This is a genomic window from Amycolatopsis sp. NPDC034160 (assembly GCF_055575355.1).
This window is the reverse complement of sequence record NZ_JBVISU010000015.1, coordinates 1-24840: the sequence shown is the minus strand read 5'-3', so window position 1 is coordinate 24840 and position 24840 is coordinate 1. Positions and strand designations below refer to the sequence as shown.

Sequence of the window (24840 nt, the reverse complement as noted above, 5' to 3'; positions counted from 1 at the left end):
TTGTGGTGGTCGGAGGGGCCGGCTAACTCAGCCGGATGACGCCGTAGTCGAAGCCTCGCCTCCGATAGACGACGCTCGGGCATCCGGCGTCGGAGTCGTTGAAGAGGTAGAAGTCGTGGCCGACCAGTTCCATCTCGTAGAGGGCCTGGTCCACCGTCATCGGTACCGCGTCGTGTTTCTTCTCGCGGACGACGCGACCGGGCTGATGTTCGGTCACCCCGTCATCCCAGCGCTGCTGGGGCATCTCGAAGTCGTCACCGCTCTCGACAGCGAAACCGTTGGCCCTGGATTCGGCCTCCGGCGCTTCGAGGACAGCGGTGCCTGCCAGATGTCGGGTGTCGGTGCTCCCACCGGCGACCGCGATCGAAGTCGCCTCGGCGACGGATTCCGGGCGGCTGCGGCCGTAGTGCACGCGCCGTCGGTCGTGTGTCTTCCGCAATCTGTTTTCGAGCTTGTTGAGTGCGGAATCCAGCGCTGCGTAGAAGTCGCCTGCACACGCTTCAGCGCGTACGGCGGGGCCCCGTCCCTTCCCGGTGATTTCGACCCGCTGGCAGTTCTTGGACTGCCGGCGATTGGGCTCGTGGAAGAGCTCCACGTCGTAACGGATGACCTTCTTGTCGTAGCGCTCTAGCCGGGCCAGCTTTTCGCTGACGAGTGCCCGATAGTGGTCGGGCACCTCCACGTTGCGGCCCTTAACGACGATGTCCATACACGACCTCCCTCGCTGAAATGACTGCGAGCTGTAGATGTGTTCACTAGGGCGCCGGTAAAGCGGGGACGAAGCCCGGTTCGCGGGCGGTGAGAGAACTCGGCATGCGGTCACGACGTCTCGTGGCGGATGTCCGAGCGCGGACTCAGCGCGGCTCCGGCGCCAGGGACATGGGCTGGTCACCTCCCTGCCTGCCGGGATTGCTGATAGCGCTGCACGTTAGCCGCATCACGCCGCGAGCAACAGCCCCCGAGCCGGGGGATGTCAGGACGTGAGACCTCGTCACCGCACGCGACGACGGAGTGGTGGACAGCGGGACAATCCGGCCTGTCGGGCGTCGTCCCCGTGCTTTGTTTTCACGCGGACGGCGCAAGCCTTCGGACAGGAAAAAGCCGAGGGTGACGCTACCCGGGGAATCCGCCGCCACCCCCGTGGAGTGGCGGGCTGCCGGAGTGTTCCTCGGTAGCTTCCTCATATCCCGTCAACGCCCTTGTACCCATTCTCGTTCCCGACTATTCATCACTCTTGTAGGTGACCGTGTGATCACCCGGCGGCGGCCAGTGCGACCACGGCGTGAACGTGAATTCCGCTTGCGTCCAAAAGTTTCGTACAAGCGGCGACAGTCGCTCCGGTTGTGATCACGTCGTCAAGAAGAATGACCGGCGTCCCCTTCGGCGGGACGGCTTCGGAGGCGAGGCGGACACGTCCGTCCAGGTTCGCCGCCCGCTCGGCCTTGGTGAGCCTCGCGGCGTCGCGGACGCCGGCCTTGAGGCCGAGCACGGGTGCCACGGTCGCTCGTTTCCCCTTGTGCGAAAGGTATTTCGCGCACTCGTCGGCCACCCGTTGGATATGCGGTCCACCTCGGACACGGGAGGCGTGCCGCCTCGACGGGACCGGGACGAGCCACCATCCGGCGTTCTGCTCCGTGGGGAGTTGCGGCAAGGCTTCGGCGACAGCTCGGCCCAGGGACGGCGCGAGATCGCGTCGGCCGCGTTCCTTGTAGGCGAGGATCAGACGGCGGGCTTCGTCGGCGTAGCGGGCCAAGGCGTAGACGGGGACGAGACCGGCCGTCGGGGCGCGGATTGTCTCGCTGAGCGAACCCCAAACGGCTTGGCAGGCCGGGCAACACGCGGCGCCGGGCACACCGCAGGAGGCGCAACGGGCGGGAATGAGGAGATCCAGGATTTCGGACATGGGGCGAGTGTCTTCGGGGGCACCGACGGTTTCGGGACGGCTTGTGTCGTGACAGGTCCGCTTTGGACGGTTCGGAGCCGAAGGTGACCGGTCATGACGGCAATCGAGGAGAAGGCTTCAGCTAGCAGCGCTAGGAAGTCTGGCGATACTAAAGGTCCCTTGCTCCCCTTTTTGGCGCGTGACCGCCCCTTCCTCGTATCGGGCGCGTGCCAGAAACTTAGGTGGCGGCAGGGCGCATGGGGGTCGCGAGTGTTATGGATCGTTCTAGCGAATCTCTCTGGGTACCTACTCGTGGCCTGCGGCGTTCTCTGAGTGAAGTACATGATGGCCCCCTTCCTTGCGCTAGGCGCAAGGAAGGGGGCCATCATGTACTGGGGGAAGGGCACAGCCGCTACCGAACTCGAACGTCTGGCGCTCAGCCTGGGTAGAACGGATCCGCGTCGGTGACGGTGTGCGCCTGCGGCCGCCAAACCTCGCCCAGTTCGGAGGCGACCCACAGCCCACCCGCGTCCGCGACCAGATTCTGCCGGTTCGGCGCCGCGGTGACGCCGTGCACCGGCGGGGTGAGGTTCGAGCTGTTGAAGGTGTCCATCCGCTGTCCGTCCAGCGGCACCTTGACCACCGGGAGGGTGGTCGACGACGTGGCGACGATCAGGTGGTCCTGTGTCGCCCAGTCGACGTCGACGACGTCCTTGAGCTGGCGTTCCTGCAGCGAGCGAGGCGAGCGCAACGCCACCGAATCCGCCGTCCGCACGATCGAGGCGATCACCAGCTGCCCGTTGACCACCGCGGCCAGCCGCGACCCGTCGCGCGAGAGCCGCAGTTCGGTGATTTGGCCGAGTCCGGTGAGCATGGTCGCGTCGACGCCCGCCTTCACCCAGCGGCCGTCCGCGGCCAGGGTGACCCTGGCGACGGTGTTGTGGTCGACGACCGTCCAGACCTCACCCGAGAGCCCGCCGCTGCCACGCGGGACCGGTCGCCAGGTCGGGCGGCTCAGGCTGCCGCCGAACAGGTCGACCGAGCCGAGGTCGTGGCCGAGGTCGCCGACCCGCAGCCACTGTCTGCCTTCGCGCTCTTCCACCACCGCGAGCCGTTTGCCGTCGACGGACTGCGCGGCGCTGACGACCTTGTACCCGCCATTGCCCGCCGGTCCCCCGACCGGGGCCCCGTCGCCGAGGGACCGGACCCGCCCGTTGACGGTCATCAGCCCCTTCAGCTCCAGATTGGGCTCGATCTCCGTGTTGTACGCGGGCAGGTCGCTGGAGCGCCAGTACTCGTGGTCCGGCACCAGCGCGGTGCCGTCGGCCAGCAAGCGGATCCGGCTCAGCGTCACCGTCTGCAGCGAGAGGACGATCTGCGCGGCGATCAGGGACCGGTCCGCGAGGCTGGCCCCGCCGATACCGGTCAGCGCGACGTCCAGGGTCCCGTCGTCCGTGCTGCGCACGTTCGTGTCGGTGGTGACCTGGTCGGCGAGCAGGTCTTTGACCGCGCCCTTCAGTCCTTCCGACGGTCCCTGCAGCACCAGGTCCATCACCCGGCCCGGGAGCCCGGACTGCGGTTTCGCCGCGACGTACCGGAGGTCGGGGACGAAGGTGCCGGAATCGGGTGAGTAGAACCGGATCGGTACCCGGAAGTAGTTGACCGAGAAATCCTCGTCGGTGATGGCGAGGTCCTGCGGCGGATCCACGATCCGCCACTGGCCGTTCGGCTGCTTCCGCAGCTTGAACTGCTGCGAGTACTCCGCCTTCTGCGGGATGAACGCGCTGTCGGGGCTCAGGGTGCCGAGTTTGAACCCGCGGACGTTCACCAGCTGCTCGTCCGGGTTCTCCTGCGGTGACGACGTGTCGTAGACGGTGCCGAAGGTGTCGTCGATGATCGTCAGCCCCGGCGACGGCTTCCAGGTGCGCCGGGCCTCGTCGTCGAGATAGACCCGCGCGTCGGCGTTCGCCGTACCCGGTGTCGCGGAGTTGCGGATGAACTGGCGGGTGACGGTCAGCGAGTCGATCCCGGCCGCCGGTTCGGGGACGTCCACCGGTGCTTGCGCGGGTTTGTCCCCGGAGACGACGACGGGCTGGGATTCCAGCGGGATGTTCGCGCACCCGGCGACCAGCAGGAACACCGCGAGCAGGGTCAGCAGCCGTTTCATCGGCCGACCTCCTCGGACTCGGCGAAGATCGCTTCGGGCGCCGGGCGGACTTCGAGCAGTCCGGACGACGAGCCGTGCGAGTCGGTCGCCTTGTGATCGGGCGGCGGCAGCACCAGCGGGCTCTCCCCCATCGGCGTGTCCTGCTGTCGCGGCAGTACGAGCCGGAAACAGGCGCCGTGGCCGGTTTCACCCCACGCGTCGAGCACGCCGCCGTGCAGCCGCGCGTCCTCCTGACTGATCGCGAGGCCGAGCCCGGTGCCGCCGGTCCGGCGGTTGCGGGACGGGTCGGCGCGCCAGAACCGGTTGAACACCAGTTCCGCCTCGCCGGGGCGGAGCCCGACACCGTGGTCGCGCACGGTGATGGCGATCGCGGTCTCGTTCACCGCCAGTGTCAAAACCACCGGCTTTCCTTCGCTGTGGTCCACCGCGTTGGCCAGCAGGTTGCGCAGGATCCGCTCGACGCGGCGCGCGTCGACCTCGGCGGCCGCCTCTTCGTCCGGCAGTACCAGCTCGACCGAACTGCCCGCGTTGCCGGCGATCACCCGGACCTGTTCGACAGCCCTGGTCGCGATCGGCCGGACGTCGATCAGCTCGGCCGAGAGCTCCTCCACACCCGCGTCGAGCCTGCTGATCTCCAGCAGGTCGCCGAGCAGGGCTTCGAACCGGTCGAGCTCGTCGACCAGCAGTTCGGTGGAGCGGGCGAGACCGGCCGGGAACTGCTCGCGGGACGCGTGCAGCACGTCGGCGGCCATCCGGACGGTGGTCAGCGGGGTGCGCAGTTCGTGCGAGACGTCGGAGGTGAACCGGCGCTGCAGTCCACCGAAGTCCTCCAGCTGCCGGATCTGCCGCTGGATGCTCGCGGCCATCTCGTTGTAGGACACGGCGAGTTTGGCGAGATCGTCCTCGCCGAGCACGGCGAGCCGTTGGTCCAGGTCGCCACCGGCGAATCCCTCCGCCGCCGCGGCGGCCTGCCGGACCGGCCGCACCACCTGCCGGGTAACCAGGTTCGTGATCCCGGCCAGCAGGAGCAGCAGCACGAGACAGCCGACGAGCAGCGTGTTCTGCACGGTCGAGACGGTGTTCTGCTCGCTGGTGAGCGGGTAGAGCAAGTAGAGCTGGAGCGGGTTGACCATGGTGGTCACCGGGGCACCGACGATCAGATACGTCGTCTTGCCGCCGTCCTGTTCGGTGACCGTGTGCATCAGGTAGCTGACCTGCTCGGTCTCCACGAACTGACGCAGCCGCACCGGCACCCGCTCGTAGGGACCGGCGGCCACCGGCTGGCTCGACTGGTCACGGCCGCCCGCGGCCAGCACCGGTTCGAAGGTGCCGGCGGCCGAGCCCGCGCCGTCCTGCGACGTCGTGGTGCTGGAGATCTTCTTCAGCGCGTTCTTCAGCCGCGCGACCATCGCTTCGGGCGTTTCGGCGCCGACGCCGACCAGTTCGCTGGCCGCGGTCTCGACGACCGCCCTGGTCTGCGCGATCGCCGCGTTCTGCTTGGTTTCGAGCAGCCGTTCGGTGATCTGGTTCTGCAGCACCATGCCCAGCACGAACACCACGGCCGACGACAGCGCCAGGGTGGACACCGTGACCCGGAACTGCAGCGAATGCCGCCACAGCTCGTTGAAGGCGACGGCTTTACGGCGCACGAAAACCACGATGCGCCGGATCTGGCGCATCGTGGCTCGGAGCACGCTTTTCGGCTGGGATTCCGGCGGGGAACCCGGTGGTTCAGCCTGGGCGGACGAAGGAGAACGTTCTCTCATGGGGTGATCACGGCGGGCCGGCCTTGTACCCGACGCCGCGAACGGTCAACACCACCTCGGGGTGTTCCGGATCCTTCTCCACCTTCGAGCGCAGACGCTGGACGTGCACGTTCACCAACCGGGTGTCGGCGGCGTGGCGGTAACCCCACACCTGCTCGAGCAGCACCTCGCGGGTGAACACCTGCCGCGGCTTGCGGGCGAGCGCGACCAGGAGATCGAACTCGAGCGGGGTCAGCGGGATGGCCTTGCCCTCCCTGGTCACCTCGTGGCCGGGGACGTCGATCGCGAGATCGCCGATCGTCAGCGACTCGGCGGGCTCGGCCTCGGTGCGGCGCATCCTGGCGCGGACGCGGGCCACCAGCTCCTTCGGTTTGAAGGGCTTGACCACGTAGTCGTCGGCACCCGATTCGAGCCCGAGGACGATGTCCACGGTGTCGCTCTTGGCGGTGAGCATCACGATCGGCACACCGGACTCGGCCCGGATCGCCTTGCAGACGTCGATGCCGTTCATGCCGGGCAGCATGAGGTCGAGGAGGACCAGATCCGGTTTCAGCTCACGAAGCGCGGGCAGCGCCCGTGAGCCGTCGGCCACGACGGCTGTGTCGAACCCCTCCCCACGCAGCACGATGGTGAGCATCTCCGCGAGAGCAGGGTCGTCGTCGACGACCAGAACACGTGCCTTCATAAACCTATGTTCGCACTAGTTTCCCCGCGCGAGCGCGCGACCCGGCGATGTGACCACCAGAAAGATCATCGAATCGGGCAAATTGCTCCATCCGAGTAGGGCGTTCGGCCCCTAGAGGGAGCGCCGGAGCCTGGTGAAGGGGCGAGGAGAGTCGATGGCGAACACACCGGTCAAGACGTCATCGCGGTAGTAGACCGCCACGAATCGCTTCGCCGCGACATCGCCTTCGACGATCCGGACGTCTTCTGTGGCCACTCCGGCGAACTGGAGGCGGCGTCCGTACTGATCGGACCAAAAGTAACCGGGTCGTGCGAAATGCGTGACGGTCGCACCGGCGAGCAGATTCGCGACCGCGACGCCGGCTTGTTCGTTCGCGGCCGTCCAGTGCTCGGCGCGGAGCCGTCTGCCGCGCAGACGGCAGCGGTACCGCGCGACGTCACCCACCGCGATCACTCGGGGATTCGCTGTGACACAGCCGGAATCGACCAGCACCCCGTCGTCGACGGCGAGCCCGGAACCGGTCAGCCATTCGGTGGCCGGTCGCGCGCCCACTCCGGCGACGACGAGATCGGCGGCGATTTCCCGGCCGTCCGCGAGCCGCACACCGGTGACGCGATCGGTTCCGGTGAACCCGGCGACGGGAACGCCCGCGAGCAAGCGGACATCGTTTTCCGCGTGCAGCCCACCGCACACCGCGCCCATTTCCGGGCCGACGACCGAAGCCAGCGGAACGGGCATCGCCTCGATCACGGTGACGTCGTGGCCGAGCAGACGGCAGGCGGACGCGACCTCCGCGCCGATGAATCCGGCACCGATGACGACGACCGAAGAAGGCCCGGTCGCGAGGACCCGTTTCAGCGCGACGGCGTCGTCGAGCGTCCGCAAGGTGCGAACGCCTTTCAAATTCCTTGCCGCACCAAGGGTCCTGGCCACGGCGCCGGTCGCGATGACGTAACCGTCCGCGGCGATCGTCGTGCCGTCACCGAGTGTCACGCCGTCGCCGGTGAGCCGTTCGGCGCGGACGCCGAGCTGCCATTCGGCCTCCAGCGCGTCGAGACCGGCTTGCTCGGCGAGCGCGAGATCCTCGGCGGAAACCTTGCCCAGCAAGAAATCCTTCGACAACGGCGGCCGGTCGTACGGCGGTTCCGCGCCGATCATCACCAGCCGTCCGTCGAAGCCCTGCGCGCGCAACTCCTGCGCCGACCGGAGTCCGGCCAGCGCCGTGCCGACGACGGCGACGGTTCTCAAGCCACTTCCTGGCGCGCCTCGGTGTCCACGTAGATCACGCCGTCGTCGACGACGACCGGGTACGTGCGCACGGCGTGTTTCGCGGGAAGACAGGCCGGGACGCCGGTCCGCAGATCGAACCGCGCGGCGTGCAGCGGGCATTCGACGAAGCAGTCCTCGATCCAGCCGTCGGCCAGCGACGCGTCCTGGTGAGTGCAGGTGTCGTCGAGAGCGTAATAGCCGCCCTCGGCGTGGAAGATCGAAACGGGGACAGGACCCTCCAGCCGGAGAGCCTCGCCTTCAGGGAGTTCGGAAACGGAGCAGGCACGGATCATCGGGGCCTCCGAGAAAGGACCGACGGTTGTTGATGTTGCGTATTACGAGACAAGTCGTGCTCTGCGCAACAATCACCCTCGAGGGGCCGGTACGTCAAGAGATTCGCCCACTCAGCCGAGCGGATGCGGGCCAAACGGCTACTGTTGCGTCATGCGGAACCAGGACACGGGGAACGCAACACCCAGTCAGGTGCAGTCCGTCGACCGCGCGATCAGCGTGCTGGAACTGCTGGCACGCAACGGGGAAACCGGGATCACCGAGATCGCGGGCGAACTCGGCGTGCACAAGTCGACGGCCTCGCGTCTGCTGAGCGTCCTGGAAAACCGCGGCCTCGTCGAGCAGCTCGGCGAACGCGGCAAGTACGCGATCGGTTTCGGTGTCGTCCGGCTCGCCGGCGCCGCCACCGGCCGGATGGACCTGGCGAAACTCGGCAGGCAGACCTGCCAGGGCCTGGCCGAGACGCTCGGCGAAACGGTCAACATCGCGATCGCCGACGACGGGGTCGCGATCAACATCAGCCAGGCCCGCGGCTCGGCCGCGATCACGACGCAGAACTGGACCGGCCAGCGCACCCCACTGCACGCCACGTCCAGCGGGAAGGTCCTGCTGGCGTACATGGGCGACGTCGAGCGCAAACGCTTGCTCCGGCGGAAACTCGAACAGTTCACGCCGCGGACCACGATCGATCCGGACGAGCTGACCGCCGAACTGGAGCGCGTCGCCGAGGACGGGTACGCGGCCTGCTTCGAGGAGCTGGAGCTGGGGATGCACGCGGTCGCCGTCCCGGTGCGCGGGCCCGGCGGCGAGGTCGTCGCGGCGATGAGCGCGTCCGGCCCGTCGTACCGGCTTTCGAAGCAGCGGGTGCGGCAGATCGTGCGGCCGCTGACCGAGGCCTCCGCGGATCTCTCGGCGCAGCTGGGGTACTTCACCGAGTGAGGTGACCGGTCCGGTCACGGCCCACACGCCCGCTATGAAAGGTCCTTTCCTTGCGAAATTTGCAAGGAAAGGACCTTTCATAGCGCGCACCGGTTGAAGCAGCCGACCTCTTCGGGCTCTTGACAGCGCGCCCGCACGTGCCGCACTTTGTTGCTGAAGACGGAACACCGTGCCTCATCCGCAACAGCGCCGGTCACCCCGATGCCCCGTGTCCACTGTGGACGGCTGGGCAGGCAGGAGGTTCCCTCACCATGACCCCCAGACCCCGCGTGGTCGTGATCGGCGCCGGTATCGTCGGCTGCGCGATCGCCGACGAGCTGACCGAACGCGGCTGGACCGACCTCACCGTGCTGGAACAGGGCGACCTGTTCACCACCGGCGGGTCCAGTTCGCACGCGCCCGGGCTGGTCTTCCAAACCACCGGCTGCGCCGCGATGACCGGGTTCGCCCGCTACACCGTCGCCAAATACGGCGCGCTCGACCTCGACGGGAAGTCGTGCTTCCGGCCGGTCGGCGGGCTGGAGGTGGCCACGACGCCGGAGCGGCTCGCCGATCTCAAGCGGCGGCACGGCTGGGCGACCGCGTCGGGGGTCGAAAGCAGGCTGATCGAGCCGGACGAGTGCGCCGCGCTGCATCCGTTGCTCGATCCGGCCAAGGTGCTCGGCGGGTTCCACATTCCCTCCGATGGTCTGGCGCGACCCCTGCGGGCGGCCGAGGCGCAGGCGCGTCGCGCGATCGGGCGCGGCGCGAAGTTCCTCGCGCACCAGAAGGTCGTCGGCGTCGAGAGCGCGGGCGGGCGGGTCACCGGCGTCACCACCGAGACCGGGAGTTTCCGCGCGGACCTCGTGCTCTCCTGCGCCGGGATGTGGGGCCCGGTGCTCGGCGAACTGGTGGACCTCACGATCCCGCTGGTCCCGATGGCGCACCAGTACGCGCGGACCACTCCCCTTCCCGGCCTGGCCGGAAAGGCCGCCCGGCCGATCCTGCGGCATCAGGACGCCGACCTCTACTTCCGCGAGCACGCCAACCGCCTCGGCATCGGCGCCTACGGGCACCGGCCGATGCCGTTGCCCGCCAAAGAGATCGGTGATCCGCGCGGCACCGAGGGCATGCCGTCGGAACTCGCGTTCACGCCGTCGGACTTCGAAGAGTCCTGGGCGGCCGCCGTCGCGCTGCTGCCGTCCTTGGGCGAGACCAAGGTCGAAGAAGGCATCAACGGGCTGTTCTCCTTCACCCCGGACGGGATGCCGCTGCTGGGCGAACATCCGGAGCTCGACGGGTTCTGGGTCGCGGAAGCCGTCTGGATCACGCATTCGGCCGGGGTCGCCCGCGCGATGGCGCAGTGGCTGGTCGACGGGCAGCCTGAGGCGGATCTGCACGGTTGTGACCTCGCCAGGTTCGAGAAGGCGCAACTGGCGCCGGACTACGTCATGACACGCAGTTGCCAGAGCTTCGTCGAGGTCTACGACGTCGTCCATCCCTTGCAACCCCTGGAGGAACCGCGGCCGCTGCGGACGAGCCCGTTCTACGAGCGGCAGGCCGAACTCGGGGCCTTCTTCCTCGAAGCGAGCGGCTGGGAGCGACCGCACTGGTACGAGGCGAACGCGAACCTGCCGGAAGTCGACCTCATCCCGGCCCGCAACGACTGGGCGGCGCGGTACTGGTCCCCGATCGGCGGCGCCGAGGCCTTGGTCGCGCGGCAGCGGGTCGCGATGTTCGACATGACGTCGTTGAAACGCGTGGAGGTCACCGGGCCCGGCGCGCTGCCGTTCCTCCAGACCATGACCACGAACCAGCTCGACAAGAAACCCGGTTCGGTCACCTACACCCTGCTGCTCGGCGAGGACGGCGGCGTGCGCAGCGACCTCACCGTGGCCAGGCTGGGCGCCGAACGGTTCCAGGTCGGGGTCAACAGCGCCATCGACATCGACTGGCTGCGACGGCATCTGCCTCGGGACGGCGCCGCGCAGATCCACGAGACCACCCCGGGCACCTGTTGCATCGGCCTGTGGGGACCGTTCGCCAGAGCCGTCCTGCAACCACTGTCCACAACGGACTTCTCACACGCCGCGATGGGCTACTTCAAGACGAAACAGGCCTACGTCGGCCAAGTGCCGGTGACCGCGATGCGACTGTCCTATGTGGGCGAACTCGGCTGGGAGCTGTACACGAGCGCCGACCTCGGCCGCGAACTGTGGGACACGCTCTGGGACGCCGGGCAGGCGCACGGCGTCATCGCCGCCGGGCGCGACGCCTTCTCCAGCATGCGACTGGAGAAGGGATACCGCCTGTGGGGCACCGACGTCACCGCCGAGCACGACCCGTTCGAGGCCGGACTGGGGTTCGCCGTACGGATGGACAAGGGTTACTTCATCGGGCGGGACGCGCTGGCCTGCCGCTCGGAAGACACCGTCACCAGGAAGCTGACCTGTCTCACGGTCGACGATCCGTACTCGGTCGTCCTCGGCAAGGAACCGGTGTACGCCGACGGCCGTCCCGCCGGGTACGTCACCAGTGCCGCGTACGGCTACACCGTCGCGAAGAACATCGCGTACGCCTGGCTTCCGGTGGAATTCACCCAGCCGGGCAGGCCGTTGGAGATCGAGTACTTCGGCGAGCGGATCCCCGCCGTCGTGGCGAACGAGCCGTTGTTCGACGCCGGGATGAGCCGGATCAGGAGTGCCGCGTGAACCATTACGACGTCATCGTCATCGGTCTCGGCGGGATGGGCAGCGCCGCCGCCTACCGGCTCGCCCGGCGCGGACAGCGGGTGCTGGGCATCGACCGGTTCGCGCCGGTGCACAACCTCGGATCCAGCCACGGCGGCTCGCGAATCACACGGCAGGCGTATTTCGAGGATCCGGCGTACGTCCCGCTGCTTTTGCGGGCACACGAACTGTGGGACGGGATCGAACGCGACTCCGGCCGGAAGATCTTCACCCGCTGTGGCGGGCTCATGCTCGGCGCCCCCGAATCACGGACGGTGTCAGGAAGCCTTGCCAGCGCCCGGAAATGGGAGCTGCCGCACGAAATCCTGGACGCGGCCGAGATCCGGCGCCGGTTCCCGACGATGAACCCCGCCGAGGGTGAGATCGCGCTGTACGAGAAGAACGCCGGATTCGTGGTGCCGGAAGGCAGCGTGGCGGCACATCTGCACCTCGCCGCGCGGGCCGGGGCGGAACTACGCTACGAGGAGAAAGTCCTTTCCTGGCACCAGACATCTACCGGTGTCCGGGTCGAAACCTCGCAAAGTTTTCATACCGCCGAGCGGTTGGTGATCTGTCCCGGCGCCTGGGCACCGGGGCTGCTCGCCGAACTCGGCGTCGAGTTCACCATCGAACGGCAGATCCAGTACTGGTTCGCGCCGTCGGGCCCAGCGGAGGCGTTCCGCGCGGAACGGCATCCGATCTACGTCTGGGAAGGCGAGAACGGCCGTCAGTTCTACGGTTTCCCGTCGCACGACGACGCCGGGACCGTGAAGGTCGCGTTCTTCCGCGGCGGCAAGACCTGCACTCCGGAGACCATCGACCGGACGGTGCACGCCGAAGAGGTCGACGACATCTCCGCGTTCGTCGGCCGGAAGATGCCGTCACTGCCCGGCACCTTTCTGCGCGCGGCGACCTGTATGTACACGAACACCCCTGACGAACATTTCGTCATCGCCCGCCATCCCACCCGTGATCGCGTGGTGGTCGCCTGCGGCTTCTCCGGGCACGGTTTCAAATTCGTGCCGGTGGTCGGTGAGATCCTCGCCGATCTGGTGGTGGACGGCTCCACCGAACATCCGATCACCCTGTTCGACCCCGCCCGGTTCGCTGGAGCCGCGAGATGACGAGTCTCATCCCGACGCTGGGCGGCGGTTACTACACCGACCCGGAGATCTTCGCGGTCGAACAGGAAAAGCTCTTCGAGCGCCAGTGGTTCTGCGCCGTGCGTTCGGCGGATCTGCCGTCGGCGGGTGACTTCCGGACCGTCCGAATCGGACGGGAGAGCGTCATCGTCAGCCGGGGCCGCGACGGCGAGCTGAAGGCGTTCCTAAACGTCTGCCGCCACCGGGGCGCCCGGCTGTGCACCGAGGAGTCGGGCACGGTGAGGCGCGCCTTCCAGTGCCCGTACCACGCGTGGACGTACGGACTCGACGGGAAGCTGATCGCGGCGCCGAATCTGGCGAACCTGCCGGATATCGACCGCACCGGATACGGGCTGCACGGCGTGCGCCTGCGGGAATGGCTGGGCTACGCGTGGGTGTGCCTGGCCGCGGAGCCGCCGTCGTTCGAGGCCGACGTCCAAGGCGCGGCGCGCGAGCGGCTGGGCGACCTCGAGTCGATCGACCGGTACGGCCTCGACGGGCTTTCGGTCGGGCGCCGGATCACTTACGACGTCAAGGCGAACTGGAAGCTGATCGTCGAGAACTTCATGGAGTGCTACCACTGCGCGACGATCCACCCCGAGCTGACCGAGGTGCTGCCGGAGTTCGCCGACGGCTACGCGGCGCAGTACTACGTCGGGCACGGTGCCGAGTTCGGTGAGGACGTCGACGGGTTCACCATCGACGGCGAGCCGGGTTTCGAGCGACTCGACGGCGTCGCGAACGAGCAGGACAGGCGGTACTACGCGATCACCATCCGGCCTCAGGTGTTCGTGAACCTGGTGCCGGATCACGTGATCTTCCACCGGATGTACCCGCTCGCGCCGGACCGGACGGTCGTCGAATGCGATTGGCTGTACTCGGCCGACGTCGTCGCCTCCGGCCGGGACGTGTCGCGGTCGGTGGAGTTGTTCCACCGTGTCAACGAGCAGGACTTCGCCGCGTGCGAACGCTGCCAGCCCGCGATGGCGTCCCGCGCCTACCGCGCCGGCGGCGTCCTGATGCCCTCAGAGCACCACATCGGCGAGTTCCACGACTGGCTACTCAAGCATTTAGAGGACTAAACGCGAAGGAGGGTGGTGGACAGCGCGGCGGCGTCGACACCGGCGACACCGTCGAGGACATGCCAAGGCGCGAGCCAGCCAGTCGCGGCCAGCTCGTCATAGACCACCGAGCACCGCTTCTGGAGCGCGTCGTCGGTCTCGAAGGAATCCCGCGCGCGGGCCGCGTCGTCCTCCGCGCGGCGCCGCGCGCGTTCGGCGGCGACGCCGGCGGTGACCCGCAGCAGCAGATGCGCGGCAGGTACCGGCAGACCGAACCGGTCGATCTCCAGGTCGCGGAGCCACCGGACGAACTCGCCGTCCGCGCCCTGGTGGAGCCGGGCCGCGCCGTACGCCGCGTTCGACGCGACGTACCGGTCGAGCAGCACGACGTCGTGCTCGTCGAGCCGGGCGCGGATCTCGTCCGCCGCGCCGCGGCGGTCGAGCGCGTAGAGCATCGCCATGCCGTACACGGAGTCGGCGAGGTCGCCGTGCCCGCGGTGCAGTGCCTCGCGCACGAGGTCGGCGTGCACACTTTCGCCGTAGCGTGGGAACGCGATCGACGTGACACTCGCGCCGTCGGCGTTCAGCGCGCCGGTCAGCGCGTCGGCGAGCGTGCGCTTACCGGCGCCGTCCAGACCTTCGATCACCACGAGTCGTCCCACAGCGCCTACTTTAAGGTGCCGTGGTCGACCGGCGGGCCAGGCGGGGTCAGCACACGCCCGGCCCACCGGTCCGCTAGGGGACGCGCCGCTTCGAGTGGAGGAAGAAGCCCGCGATACCGATGAGAAGCAAGCCGCCGAAGATCAGCAGCGGAACGAAGCCGGTGTCCTGCGCGTCGGGTGCGGGGCCGCCGTCACCGCGCGGCATCACCTGGGCGTTGTAACCACCGGCCTTGCCTTCTTGGGCGTAGGGCGAGCCCGCGAGCATCGCCCCGTACCGGCCGGAGACCGTCTTCTGATACTCCGCGAGTGTGGCCGACGCGCCGGTCGCATAGCCGCTGGCGCCCGAGTCGAGCAGTGTCACCCGGCCGTCGCGCAGCGCGTACCAGGCGTCGACCTGAGGTTCGTGCAGCAGCGCCGCACCGGCGGGCAGCCGCCGGGCCAGTTCGCTTTCCCGGTCACCAGACGCGATGTTTCCGACGCGCCAGACGCCGTCGTCGCCACGGACCGACCAGACCGTCGCGGTCTGCCCGTCGGACGCCGTCACCGGGACGGCGACGTAGGCGAGCTGCCCGGCGATCCCGCCGTCTCCGGCGACGAAATCCCTCGAAAGCTCGTAAACCGGGAAGGATTCGCCGACCACGGTGACCGACGGCGATTGTCCCGAGCCACCCGTCTGAGTGAAGAAACGACTGATTTCCGCACGCAGCGTGGGATCGTCGGCGGCTGCCTTCGCGGCCGCGAGGTCTTCACTCGACAGGTGATCCGCGCGCGCTCCCGGCGCCGACATCAGCAACGAGATCACGACCAGCCCGGCGAGCCCGAGGATCCGCCGCGCCCTCATCGCCGGATCCCGGTGAGGGTGTGGGTCCAGGTGAAGGACCGGTTGCCGGCGTAGAAGTCGTAGGTCGACCAGTTGTAGCGGTTACCGGTGGGCAGTGGATCCCCCCACGAGACCCACTTCCGGCCGGCGTCGGAGCCGTAGAGCACGTGCATGTGGCCGCCGCCCGCGGCCCAGCCGACCCGGGTCTGCACCGGCTGCCCGGCACCGGTCTGCGCCTGAACGCCCGCGTATCCGATGCGGCCCTTGAGGTAGTCACCCGGGGCCGAGAAGCCGAGCTTGCCGAAGGCGCGCCGGACATCGCTCAGCGTCCCGGGGCGGTCCGCGCAATCCCGGCGCCGCTCGTCGTGGGCCATCCGGCAGAATCCGTTCTGGCTGACGGTGACACCGTGGCGTGCCGCGATGGTGGTGCCCGAAGCCACCCAGCACCACTGCGATTTTTCCTGTACCTGCATAACGATGGGGTTCTGGTCGGCGGAGGGGTGCTGAAAGGCGGAGTGCTGCTCGGCCGACGGCCGGGGCAGCGCGCTCGCCGGGGTCTGGACCGCGAGCCACGCCGCGAGACTCGCGGCGCCCGCGGCGCAAACCCTCCTCGAGAACACAGGCACGACGGGCCTCCTGGTCACCATGGCGAACCAATGTGGTCACAACGGTGAACAGAAGGTTCACACAGAGCAAGATGGGCACTCGGCGGAACGGACCGTTCCGGGGCGTTTCCACACCCCGGAACGGTCACTCTTCCGGGGTCAACCACCCCGAACGGGGGGCGTAGTGTTCACAGTGCGCTGCTAACGTGAACGTTCCGCGGTGTTCACGCTCAGCGCACACACTGGTCTGGTGAAGGGACGAGCGGTGGCACGAGAAGGGGACACCCCGACGATCATCGACGGAGCGCGCCGTCAACCGCTCGAAGCCCTGCCCAAAGAGCTGGTCGAAGCCCTTCGCAGCGGCGAATTCCACCACGCGTTGCGGCAGGCGATCGCCTACCGCGGCCTCTCGCTGGCCAGGCTCCGTGCCCATCTCGGGCTTCGTGGTGTCCAAATCGGACAGTCGACGTTGAGCTACTGGCAGCGCGGGTTACGCCAGCCGGAGGTACCCAAGGCGCTGCCGGCGGTCCGTGCCCTGGAATCGGTGCTGCAGCTGCCTCCCGACGCGCTCGTCGTGCTGATCGGGCCGCGGACGGCGCGGGCGCGCGGGCATCAGATGGCCGCGTCGTTCCACGACATCCGTTCCGGTGACATGGGCTCGATCGTCGACCAGCTGCTGTCCGAGCTCGGCGCGTACCCGTCGTCCAACCGCTACAACGCCGACCTCGAGATGCTTTCGGTGCACGACACGATCACCTTCGACGCCGCGCACCGGCAGGTCGGCCTGCAGACCCGGCTGGTGTGCCGGGCGCGGCGGCACGGCCCGGACCGGTACGTCACCGTCTACAACGGCGACCCCGGCTGCAATATCGGCGACGTCGAGCTGATCACCGCCGAGGGCTGCCGGGTCGGCCGGATCCGGCGCAACGCCGACGCCGAGACGATGGCCACCGAGTTGCTCTTCGACCGGAAGCTCGCCGAGGGCGAGATCCACGTGTTCTGCTTCGAAGTCCGCGACGACTCGGGCACCGCGTCGCCCGGCTACTTCCGGATGCTGCGGGACCAGTGCTCCAGTTACCTGGTGCAGCTGAAGTTCGCGCTCGGCGCGTTGCCCGCGCGCTGCACCCGGCAATTCCGGACCCGCGACGACGCCGTGCCGGTCGAGTCCGAGGAGCTGCCGCTCGACATGGGCGGCGTGACCAGTGGGTACTTCAGCGACGCCGGGCCAGGGCTGGCAGGCATCGAGGTCGAGTGGCGGTAAGCGGTGGGCTCGTGAGTGGTAATGACGGTTAGAACCGTCATTACCACTCACGAGTCTTGATCAGTACCGGTAGTGATCCGTCTTGAAGGGGCCTTCGACGTCCACGTCGATGTACTCGGCCTGTTCCTTGGTCAGCTTCGTGAGCTCACCGCCGAGCGCGTCGAGGTGGATCTTCGCGACCTTCTCGTCGAGCTTCTTCGGGAGGCGGAAGACCTCCTTGTCGTACTCCTCGTACTTGGTGAACAGCTCGATCTGCGCGATCACCTGGTTGGAGAAGCTGTTCGACATCACGAACGACGGGTGCCCGGTCGCGTTGCCCAGGTTCAGCAGACGGCCCTCGGACAGCACGATGATGCTCTTGCCATCAGGGAAGACCCACTCGTCGACCTGCGGCTTGATGTTGATCCGCCGGATGCCCGGGTAGCGCTGCAGGCCCGCCATGTCGAGCTCGTTGTCGAAGTGGCCGATGTTGCCCAGGATCGCCTGGTGCTTCATCCGAGCCATGTGCTCGACGAGCACGACGTCCTTGTTGCCGGTGGTCGTGATGATGATGTCGGCCTCGCCGAGGACGTTCTCCAGCTTTTTGACCTGGTAGCCGTCCATCACCGCCTGCAGCGCGCAGATCGGGTCGATCTCGGTGACGATCACGCGGGCGCCCTGGCCGCGCAGCGATTCCGCGGCGCCCTTGCCGACGTCGCCGTAGCCGCAGACGACCGCGACCTTGCCGCCGATGAGGACGTCGGTGCCGCGGTTGATGCCGTCGATCAGCGAGTGGCGGATGCCGTAGCGGTTGTCGAACTTCGACTTGGTCACGGCGTCGTTCACGTTGATCGCCGGGAACAGCAGCTCACCGGCGGCGGCGAGCTGGTAGAGCCGCAGCACGCCGGTGGTGGTCTCCTCGGTGACCCCGCGGATGCCTTCGCCGATCTTGGTCCATTTGCCGGTGTCGGCCGCGACGGAGGCGCTCAGCAGCTGGAGGAACACGCGGAACTCGTCCGAGGTGTTCTCGTCCGGTGAGGGGACGACGCCCGCCTTCTCGAACTCGGTTCCCTTGTGCACCAGCATGGTGGCGTCGCCGCCGTCGTCGAGGATCATGTTGGGACCTTCACCGTCCCAGGTCAGCATCTTTTCGGTGCACCACCAGTACTCCTCCAGCGACTCGCCCTTCCAGGCGAACACCGGCACACCCTTCGGCTCCTCGACGGTGCCGTGCGGGCCGACGACGACCGCCGCGGCGGCGTGGTCCTGCGTGGAGAAGATGTTGCAGGAGGCCCAGCGCACCTCCGCACCCAGTGCGACGAGGGTCTCGATCAGCACCGCGGTCTGTACCGTCATGTGCAGCGAGCCCGAAACCCGGGCTCCCCGCAGGGGATACACCTCGGCGTACTCGCGGCGCAACGCCATCAGGCCAGGCATCTCGTGCTCGGCGAGGCGGATCTCCTTGCGGCCGAACTCGGCGGCCTCGAGATCGGCGACGGCGAACTCGATGCCGTTGCGGGTGTCGTGCCGCTTGGCAACGCTTTCGGGGGTCATATGCGCGCTTCCTCCAAGGTTGGATGACATCGGAACAGTACCGTTGTCGGCTCAGTCCCCACTGGAATGGTTTGGAGGCTTCACCGTGGTCATGCCGGGTCCCGACACCCGCGTCGTCGAAATACGCGTACCCGGGCTAGTGGGCACGAGCGGTGAAAGCCTGCTGGATTCGACGTCGGTGGTCGACGTCGCGGGCGACGGGATCGGCAGGCTGATCCGGCCGTCGGACCGGCTGCGCCGTCCCGCTCCCGGTCCGGTGCTGCCCGCGCTCGGCCGTTCGATCCCGCGCATTCTCGAAGGCTACCTGTGGAGCGGGATGACCTCCGGGGGCGCGGCCAAGGCCACCTGGGCCCTGCTGTTCCCCTTCTCGCTGGCGAACGTCGCGCACTGGATGCTGCCGCCGGTCCCGGAGGGCAAGCGGTCCGCCGCGCTGCTCGCCGCCGCCTGCCGCGGCGTGTTGCGGGTGGCTTCGCTGCTGCTGACGATGCTGCTGATCAGCCAGCTCGCGGTGGTCTCGCTGGACCTGTTCGCCGCGCAATGTCTCGCCCCCGGCTCCGCCTGCCTCCCGGGCGCGCCGTCGTTCCTGCGGGATCTCGCGCCGTTGCGGACCGCGATCGGCGTGCTGCCGCTGCTGGCGCTGATCTTCGTACTCGACCGGATCCCGTCCTCGGACTGGCGATCACGGAACAGGCTGCACCGCGTACCCAGTTCGAGCCCGCTGCAGCCGCAGGATCTGCCGCGGACGCCGGGCCTGCGCACGCTGCACACCGTCGCCGCGCTGACCTGTGTCGCGCTTCCGCTGCTCGGTGGGCCGTTCCGGTTGCCGACGGCGACCTTCGATCTGATCGTCTGGAGCTGCGCGCTGGCACTCGTCCTCGCCGCGCTCGTGGCCTCGACGGTCGGTTTCTCGGCCGGACCGATCGTTCGCGGCGGACTGATCGCGATCGCCGTCGCGCTGGTCGGGATCGCCGTCGTCCGCCGGACACCGCTGCCCGCCGGGCTGTCGGGCGGCGGTCTCGGCGGCGCCGACGGGACGGTCGAAGCGCTCGGCGCGGCGATGGTCGCGGTGACCTTGCTGTTCGCGCTGATGCTGATCCCGTCGGCGTTGCTCGGCCGGTCGACCTGGAAGCACCTGCCGCACCGGTTGCGGCCGTGGCTCGGCGGCTGGGCCGCGGCCCCGGTCGTCGCGCTCGCCGGTCTGCTCGGCGGCGGCTTCGGCGCGGGACTCGCGGTCGCGCTGCGGCAACTGGTCGGCGCGAACGATCTGCGACTGCCCGACACCTACGTCCTGGTGACCGTGCTGTGGGGCGCCGGGCTCGCGCTCGCCGTCGTACTCGGTGTGCTCGGGTTCGCCGTCGCGGTCCCGCTGCGGCGGCTGCGGCGCGGCATCCCGAAGATCGTCGCGCTGATGGAAATCAGCGAGGCCCAGGAAGAGGAGGCCGCGCGCGTCTGGGCCCGTGCTTCGTGGGAACGCAAGCATCTGCACCATCTCGCGCTCACCGTCGCACTGGCGATGGCGGCAGGCGGCGGCGCGCTCCTGGTGGTGCGCTTCGGTTTCGGGCACCTGCCCGGCTGGTTCACGCCGCTCTCGACGATCGGCGTGTTCGCGCTCGGCGCGCTGGCGGCGGGGCTGCTGCGGGTCGTGTTCGCCGCCGCGACGACGCCCAAACGCAGCCGTCACCTCGGCGCGCTGGCGGATCTCGTGTGCTTCTGGCCGCGTGCCGCGCATCCGATCGTTCCGCCGAGTTACGCGCTCAAGGTCGTCCCGGAACTCGCGGACCGGGTCAAGGAACACCTCGCCGATCCGGGCACCCGGGTGGTGCTGTCCGGGTACAACCTCGGCAGCCTGCTCACCGTGCTCGCCGCGGCGCGGGTGATCGCCGATCTCCCGCCGGAAGACCGTGACCGCGTCGGGCTGCTGACCGCCGGCTCACCGCTGCAATGGGGTTATCAGCGGGCCTTCCCGGCGATGCTGCCGCAGGCACGACTCGCCGATCTGTACAAGGATCTCGACGGCCGCTGGCGGGCGCTGTGCCGCGGCACGGACATCTTCGGCGGCGGCGTCACGACGTGGCGGCACCGCGTGGTCGGCGGCAAATTGCTGGGCGACGGCTATCTGCCCGGCGGCGGAACCGGACCGCTGGCCGCCGAGACCGACGACCAGGGCGTCCTCGTGCTCGGGGGCGACCACTGGCTGCCCGATCCGATGCGCGGGCCGACCGGGCGGCATCGCTGGGCACCCGGCGTGCTCAAGCACACGGACTACGTCGTCGACGCCGAATGGGACAACGCCGTCGCGATGGCCGCCGGGCTCGGCCGTCCCCGCCCGACGAACCCTTGGGGCGAGCAGGGATCTCTCTTCGGCGACTTCCCGCAAATGCGCTGAAGGCCCCCTTCACCAGGAAGAGGGCCTTCAAGCATTAGCTAGCTTCAGTTGGCCTTGCGGCGCACGCGCAGCAGGATCAGGACGCCGGCCCCGGCCAGGACCAGCAGGCCACCGGCCCACAGCAGCCAGGCGTTGTCGAAACCGGTGTCCGCGAGACCGCCGCCGTTGCCACCGTTACCGCCGACGTTCGGGGCGGGAACCGCGGTGCTCGACGGAGCGGAGGTCTCGGACGGCTTGTCCGTCGTGGTGGTCGGCGCGGTCGTCGGAGGCTTGACCGTCGTGGTCTTCGTCGGCTCGCTCGGCTTCGTCGGCTCGGTCGGCTTGGTCTTCTTCTCACCGCAGGCGAACCAGTGGCTGATGTCGGCCTGCTTGCCGCCGCCGTTCATCGGCGAACGCAGCTTCTCCCACGGCGGGGTCTTGGCGAGGCCGCGCTTGCCGGGCTCGTAGATGTTGTAGCCGTCGCCGCCCTTGACCACGATCGCGGTGACGGTGACGCCTTCACCGACCGCGGTGATGTTGAGGTACTTGTCCTTCTCCGTGCCACCGGTGAAGGTCAGGTCCTTCGTCGAGATCTCGGTGCCCGGGAGCTGCGCCTTCTCACAGGTGCTGACGTTCTTCGGGGTCGGGATGGCGCGACCGTCGTCGGTGTGGCACGCCAGCGCGGTGCCCGTGACACCGAGCAGGGCGGCGGTCGCCAGCGCGAAGACGGTGGCGGCGGAACGGACACGCCGTCTGGTGATGATCTGCATTCAGAGCTCTCCTGTACCGATCGGGGGACAAACGAGCAAAGCGTGGTGCCTCTTTCGAGGGGTGAAGGTCGACTCGCAGTGCGTCTACACGAGTCCCGTTCACCCGTCAGGGGGAAGCGAGAGACCGGACGCTATCGCACACCGATTTCACACCGAAACCGGGGCCCCGAACAGCGCGGCCCACCATCCACAAAGGAATGGTGGGCCGCCGAAACGAGAATGATCAGTCCGATACGGACGTCGGCACCTCGCCCTTGTTCTGCTTGCCGAGCAGCGAATGACGACGGCTGTAGGCGAAGTAGATGACGACGCCGAGCGCCATCCACGCCAGGAAGCGCAGCCAGGTCAGCACGGTCAGGTTCAGCATCAGCCAGACACAGGCGACGATCGCCAGGATCGGGACCAGCGGCACCCAAGGCACCCGGAAGGCGCGGGGCAGGTCGGGCCGGGTCTTGCGCAGTACCAGCACCCCCGCGGAGACCAGGACGAAAGCGAACAGTGTCCCGACGTTGACCATTTCCTCGAGTTTGTCCGCCGGGAAGAACGTCGCCGCGACCGCGACCAGCCCGCCGACGACGATGGTCGCCCGCTTCGGCGTGCCGTGCTCCCCGGTTTTCGCCAGGCCACGCGGCATCAGGCCGTCACGCGACATCGCGAAGATGATCCGGATCTGGCCGAGCATCAGCACCATGACGACGGTCGTCAGACCGGCGAGGGCGCCGACGGAGATGATGTTGGCCGCCCAGTCGACACCGTTGGCCGCGAACGCGGACGCGAGCGTCTTCTTGCCGCCGTCACCGGCCGAAGTGGCGAGTTCCTTGTAGTTCACCATGCCGACGACCACGAGCGACACGGCGACGTAGAGCACCGTGACGATGGCGAGCGAGCCGAAAATGCCCCGGGGCACGGCCTTCTGCGGATTGCGGGTCTCCTCGGCGGTGGTCGCGACGATGTCGAAACCGATGAACGCGAAGAACACCAGCGACGCGGCGGCCAGCAGACCGAAGACGCCGAACGCGCTACTGCCGCCACCGGCGACCAGCGAGAACAGCGACTGGTCGACGCCGGTGGACGCCGACTCCCCGGCAGGCTGGGCATCCGGGATGAACGGGGTGTAGTTCGAGCCCTTGATGTAGAAGATGCCGAGCACGATCACGAACAGCACCACCGCGACCTTGATGCCGGTGATCACCATCGAGAACCGCGACGACAGCTTCGTGCCGACTGCGAGCAGCGTCGCCAGCACGAGCACCACGAGCAGAGCGCCCCAGTCGACCGGCACGGGGCCGATCTCGAACGTCGTCTTCGTGCCCTTGCCGAAGATGTAGGAGAGCACGGTTTCGAGATAGGCGGACCAGCCCTTCGACACCGCGGCCGCGCCGACGGCGAGTTCCAGGATGAGGTCCCAGCCGATGATCCACGCCATGAACTCGCCGAACGTGGCGTAGGAGAACGTGTACGCGCTCCCGGCCACCGGGACGGTCGACGCGAATTCCGCGTAGCAGAGGGCGGCCAGCGCGCAGGCGATCGCCGCGAAAACGAACGCGAGCGAGACGGACGGGCCGGCGAAGTCACCGGCCGTACGCGCGGTGAGCGTGAAGATTCCGGCGCCGATGACGACGGCGACACCGAAGACGGTCAGGTCCCATGCGCCCAGGTTCCGCCTGAGCTTGGACCCCGGCTCGTCGGTGTCCGCGATGGACTGTTCGATGGATTTCGTACGCCACAGACCGTTTCCGGGCACCCTTGACCTCCTACACCTGACTGCGGTTCAACGGACCCTATCTCTCGGCCGAAACGGCAGCGCGGTAGGAGAGCAACGAAGTACGAGGGAGTCGGGACGGTAACCGGCGGAGTACGGACAGTTGCTCCGAACGGCGGTCGCGGAAGTCCGGAATGCCCATGAGGCCTCCTTGCCCAGAAAGACAGGGCGAACGTGTCGTGAGGGAGTCGGCAGGAGCTCGCTCGAGAGGCTCGATCCGGCACTTGATTGTCCATAAAGGACGTTTTTGCGACCATGGCGCCCGATTCGGGGGGTTTGCGCGGTTTTGCGAGGGATCGTGAGTGGCGATGAGCGTTCTATTGAGAGGTAAGGCAAAGGTGTCGTAGTTGTCCCCCAGCCCTCAGGGAGGTGTCGCGAAAGCCACTTCCAGGACATGTGGTGTCCCGAAAGTGGCTTTCGCGACACCTTCAGGACACCGCCACCCAGTGCCGAAGCCTGATGCCCAACGTCTCACAAGCCCTCCCGAACACGACACCATTGCCTTACCCCTCAATAACCCGGGTTAAGGCAAACGTGGCGGCGTACCACCCGAGTGCGGGGTCCAGACACGCGAGTCCCGTCTCTGAGCACGCGTGTTACGCCTTCGCCCTGCCCCCGGCGAACAGGCCCGCCCACAACCACAACACGTTTGTCTTTCTTCTCGATAACCCTCATTGCCACTCACGACCCCGCACAGAACCGTACATATAGGCATCAATCGGACACTCGGCCACCAGACAGTGTCCTTTGTAGACAGCGAAGGCCGGTGGACATCCAGGATCAGGCCTGCCCTATCTCGACTTTGCCGGGGCCCTGACTCTCAAGGTAGGGAAGGGGACCTTCACGGACTTCCCCGACTTGAGACTGCGGATCCTGGGGGACGGCGTGGGTGAGCGGGGAAGATTCCGGACGTTGAACGTCCGGAATCTTCCCCGCTCGGCTGGTCAGTCGTGGCGCGCGTGGTGGTCCGCTCTGACCCGAATCACCACTCAGGACCCACCGCACGTACACGCAATGAAGGGCCTTTCATCGCAGAATTTGCGATGAAAGGCCCCTTCATTGAGCCTTTTCCAACCTGTTTTGGGTTGGTAGGGGTGTGTTGGTGAGCTGGGTATGGCGAAGCTCCTGGTAGATGCGTGGAACGACCAAGAA

The 24840-nt window shown here is 68.0% G+C and carries 19 protein-coding genes; 6 read left to right on the top strand and 13 right to left on the bottom strand.

From position 1 onward, the window contains the following. Positions 1-22: 22 nt before the first annotated feature. The 7 genes from hpf to ACZ54P_RS26550 all read right to left on the bottom strand — a co-directional run bounded on the left by hpf (position 23) and on the right by ACZ54P_RS26550 (position 8062). The gene (hpf, locus tag ACZ54P_RS26580) at positions 23-709 is read right to left on the bottom strand and encodes a ribosome hibernation-promoting factor, HPF/YfiA family (protein ID WP_465464284.1); all 687 of its coding nucleotides are present in this window, start codon (positions 707-709) and stop codon (positions 23-25) included. A gap of 543 nt (positions 710-1252) precedes the next feature. Beyond that, positions 1253-1903 carry a ComF family protein gene (locus ACZ54P_RS26575; protein ID WP_465464283.1) on the bottom strand — a complete coding sequence of 217 codons (651 nt, stop codon included), beginning with the start codon at positions 1901-1903 and terminating at the stop codon, positions 1253-1255. Positions 1904-2318: 415 nt separating this feature from the next. Continuing rightward, positions 2319-4049: an LpqB family beta-propeller domain-containing protein gene (locus ACZ54P_RS26570; protein WP_465464282.1), complete on the bottom strand. Its 1731-nt coding sequence runs from the start codon at positions 4047-4049 to the stop codon at positions 2319-2321. After that, positions 4046-5728, bottom strand: a complete 1683-nt coding sequence (gene mtrB / locus ACZ54P_RS26565) for an MtrAB system histidine kinase MtrB (RefSeq protein ID WP_465464281.1) — start codon at positions 5726-5728, stop codon at positions 4046-4048. Before mtrB ends, ACZ54P_RS26570 begins: the two co-directional genes overlap by 4 nt. Before the next feature lie 94 nt (positions 5729-5822). Then, positions 5823-6500: an MtrAB system response regulator MtrA gene (gene mtrA / locus ACZ54P_RS26560; protein ID WP_005150760.1), complete on the bottom strand. Its 678-nt coding sequence runs from the start codon at positions 6498-6500 to the stop codon at positions 5823-5825. A gap of 111 nt (positions 6501-6611) precedes the next feature. Beyond that, positions 6612-7748: an NAD(P)/FAD-dependent oxidoreductase gene (locus ACZ54P_RS26555; RefSeq protein ID WP_465464280.1), complete on the bottom strand. Its 1137-nt coding sequence runs from the start codon at positions 7746-7748 to the stop codon at positions 6612-6614. Then, positions 7745-8062: a bifunctional 3-phenylpropionate/cinnamic acid dioxygenase ferredoxin subunit gene (locus ACZ54P_RS26550; RefSeq protein ID WP_465464279.1), complete on the bottom strand. Its 318-nt coding sequence runs from the start codon at positions 8060-8062 to the stop codon at positions 7745-7747. Before ACZ54P_RS26550 ends, ACZ54P_RS26555 begins: the two co-directional genes overlap by 4 nt. Before the next feature lie 151 nt (positions 8063-8213). Between ACZ54P_RS26550 and ACZ54P_RS26545 the strand changes: the two genes are divergently transcribed. The 4 genes from ACZ54P_RS26545 (at position 8214) to ACZ54P_RS26530 (ending at position 13931) form a co-directional block, all read left to right on the top strand. Then, entirely contained in the window at positions 8214-8999 is a 786-nt protein-coding gene (locus ACZ54P_RS26545) for an IclR family transcriptional regulator (RefSeq protein WP_465464278.1), read from the top strand. Positions 9000-9250: 251 nt separating this feature from the next. Continuing rightward, entirely contained in the window at positions 9251-11689 is a 2439-nt protein-coding gene (locus ACZ54P_RS26540) for a GcvT family protein (RefSeq protein ID WP_465464277.1), read from the top strand. Beyond that, positions 11686-12831 carry an N-methyl-L-tryptophan oxidase gene (gene solA, locus ACZ54P_RS26535; RefSeq protein ID WP_465464276.1) on the top strand — a complete coding sequence of 382 codons (1146 nt, stop codon included), beginning with the start codon at positions 11686-11688 and terminating at the stop codon, positions 12829-12831. The genes ACZ54P_RS26540 and solA overlap by 4 nt, the downstream gene beginning before the upstream one ends. Then, positions 12828-13931, top strand: a complete 1104-nt coding sequence (locus ACZ54P_RS26530; RefSeq protein WP_465464275.1) for an aromatic ring-hydroxylating oxygenase subunit alpha — start codon at positions 12828-12830, stop codon at positions 13929-13931. The genes solA and ACZ54P_RS26530 overlap by 4 nt, the downstream gene beginning before the upstream one ends. Here ACZ54P_RS26530 and ACZ54P_RS26525 read toward each other — a convergent pair. The 3 genes from ACZ54P_RS26525 to ACZ54P_RS26515 form a co-directional block, all read right to left on the bottom strand. Next, positions 13928-14560: a dTMP kinase gene (locus tag ACZ54P_RS26525; RefSeq protein WP_465464447.1), complete on the bottom strand. Its 633-nt coding sequence runs from the start codon at positions 14558-14560 to the stop codon at positions 13928-13930. The two genes, ACZ54P_RS26530 and ACZ54P_RS26525, sit on opposite strands and share 4 nt — an antisense overlap. A gap of 85 nt (positions 14561-14645) precedes the next feature. After that, positions 14646-15413, bottom strand: a complete 768-nt coding sequence (locus ACZ54P_RS26520; RefSeq protein WP_465464274.1) for a hypothetical protein — start codon at positions 15411-15413, stop codon at positions 14646-14648. After that, on the bottom strand, positions 15410-16012 hold the full coding sequence (locus ACZ54P_RS26515; RefSeq protein ID WP_465464446.1) for a papain-like cysteine protease family protein: 603 nt from the start codon (positions 16010-16012) through the stop codon (positions 15410-15412). The genes ACZ54P_RS26520 and ACZ54P_RS26515 overlap by 4 nt, the downstream gene beginning before the upstream one ends. A gap of 235 nt (positions 16013-16247) precedes the next feature. Between ACZ54P_RS26515 and ACZ54P_RS26510 the strand changes: the two genes are divergently transcribed. Continuing rightward, positions 16248-17258 (top strand): hypothetical protein, encoded by a 1011-nt coding sequence (locus ACZ54P_RS26510; protein WP_465464273.1) that lies wholly within the window; start codon positions 16248-16250, stop codon positions 17256-17258. A gap of 60 nt (positions 17259-17318) precedes the next feature. Here ACZ54P_RS26510 and ahcY read toward each other — a convergent pair whose 3' ends face one another. After that, a complete protein-coding gene (gene ahcY, locus ACZ54P_RS26505) occupies positions 17319-18791 on the bottom strand; it encodes an adenosylhomocysteinase (protein ID WP_465464272.1) in 1473 nt (490 codons plus the stop codon). Positions 18792-18882: 91 nt separating this feature from the next. Between ahcY and ACZ54P_RS26500 the strand changes: the two genes are divergently transcribed. After that, on the top strand, positions 18883-21177 hold the full coding sequence (locus ACZ54P_RS26500; RefSeq protein ID WP_465464271.1) for a hypothetical protein: 2295 nt from the start codon (positions 18883-18885) through the stop codon (positions 21175-21177). Positions 21178-21221: 44 nt separating this feature from the next. On the opposite strand, the gene ACZ54P_RS26495 is transcribed toward ACZ54P_RS26500, so the two are convergent. Then, positions 21222-21926 (bottom strand): LPXTG cell wall anchor domain-containing protein, encoded by a 705-nt coding sequence (locus tag ACZ54P_RS26495; protein WP_465464270.1) that lies wholly within the window; start codon positions 21924-21926, stop codon positions 21222-21224. Between the two features lie 223 nt (positions 21927-22149). Then, the gene (locus ACZ54P_RS26490) at positions 22150-23670 is read right to left on the bottom strand and encodes an amino acid permease (protein WP_465464269.1); all 1521 of its coding nucleotides are present in this window, start codon (positions 23668-23670) and stop codon (positions 22150-22152) included. Between the last annotated feature and the right edge of the window lie 1170 nt (positions 23671-24840).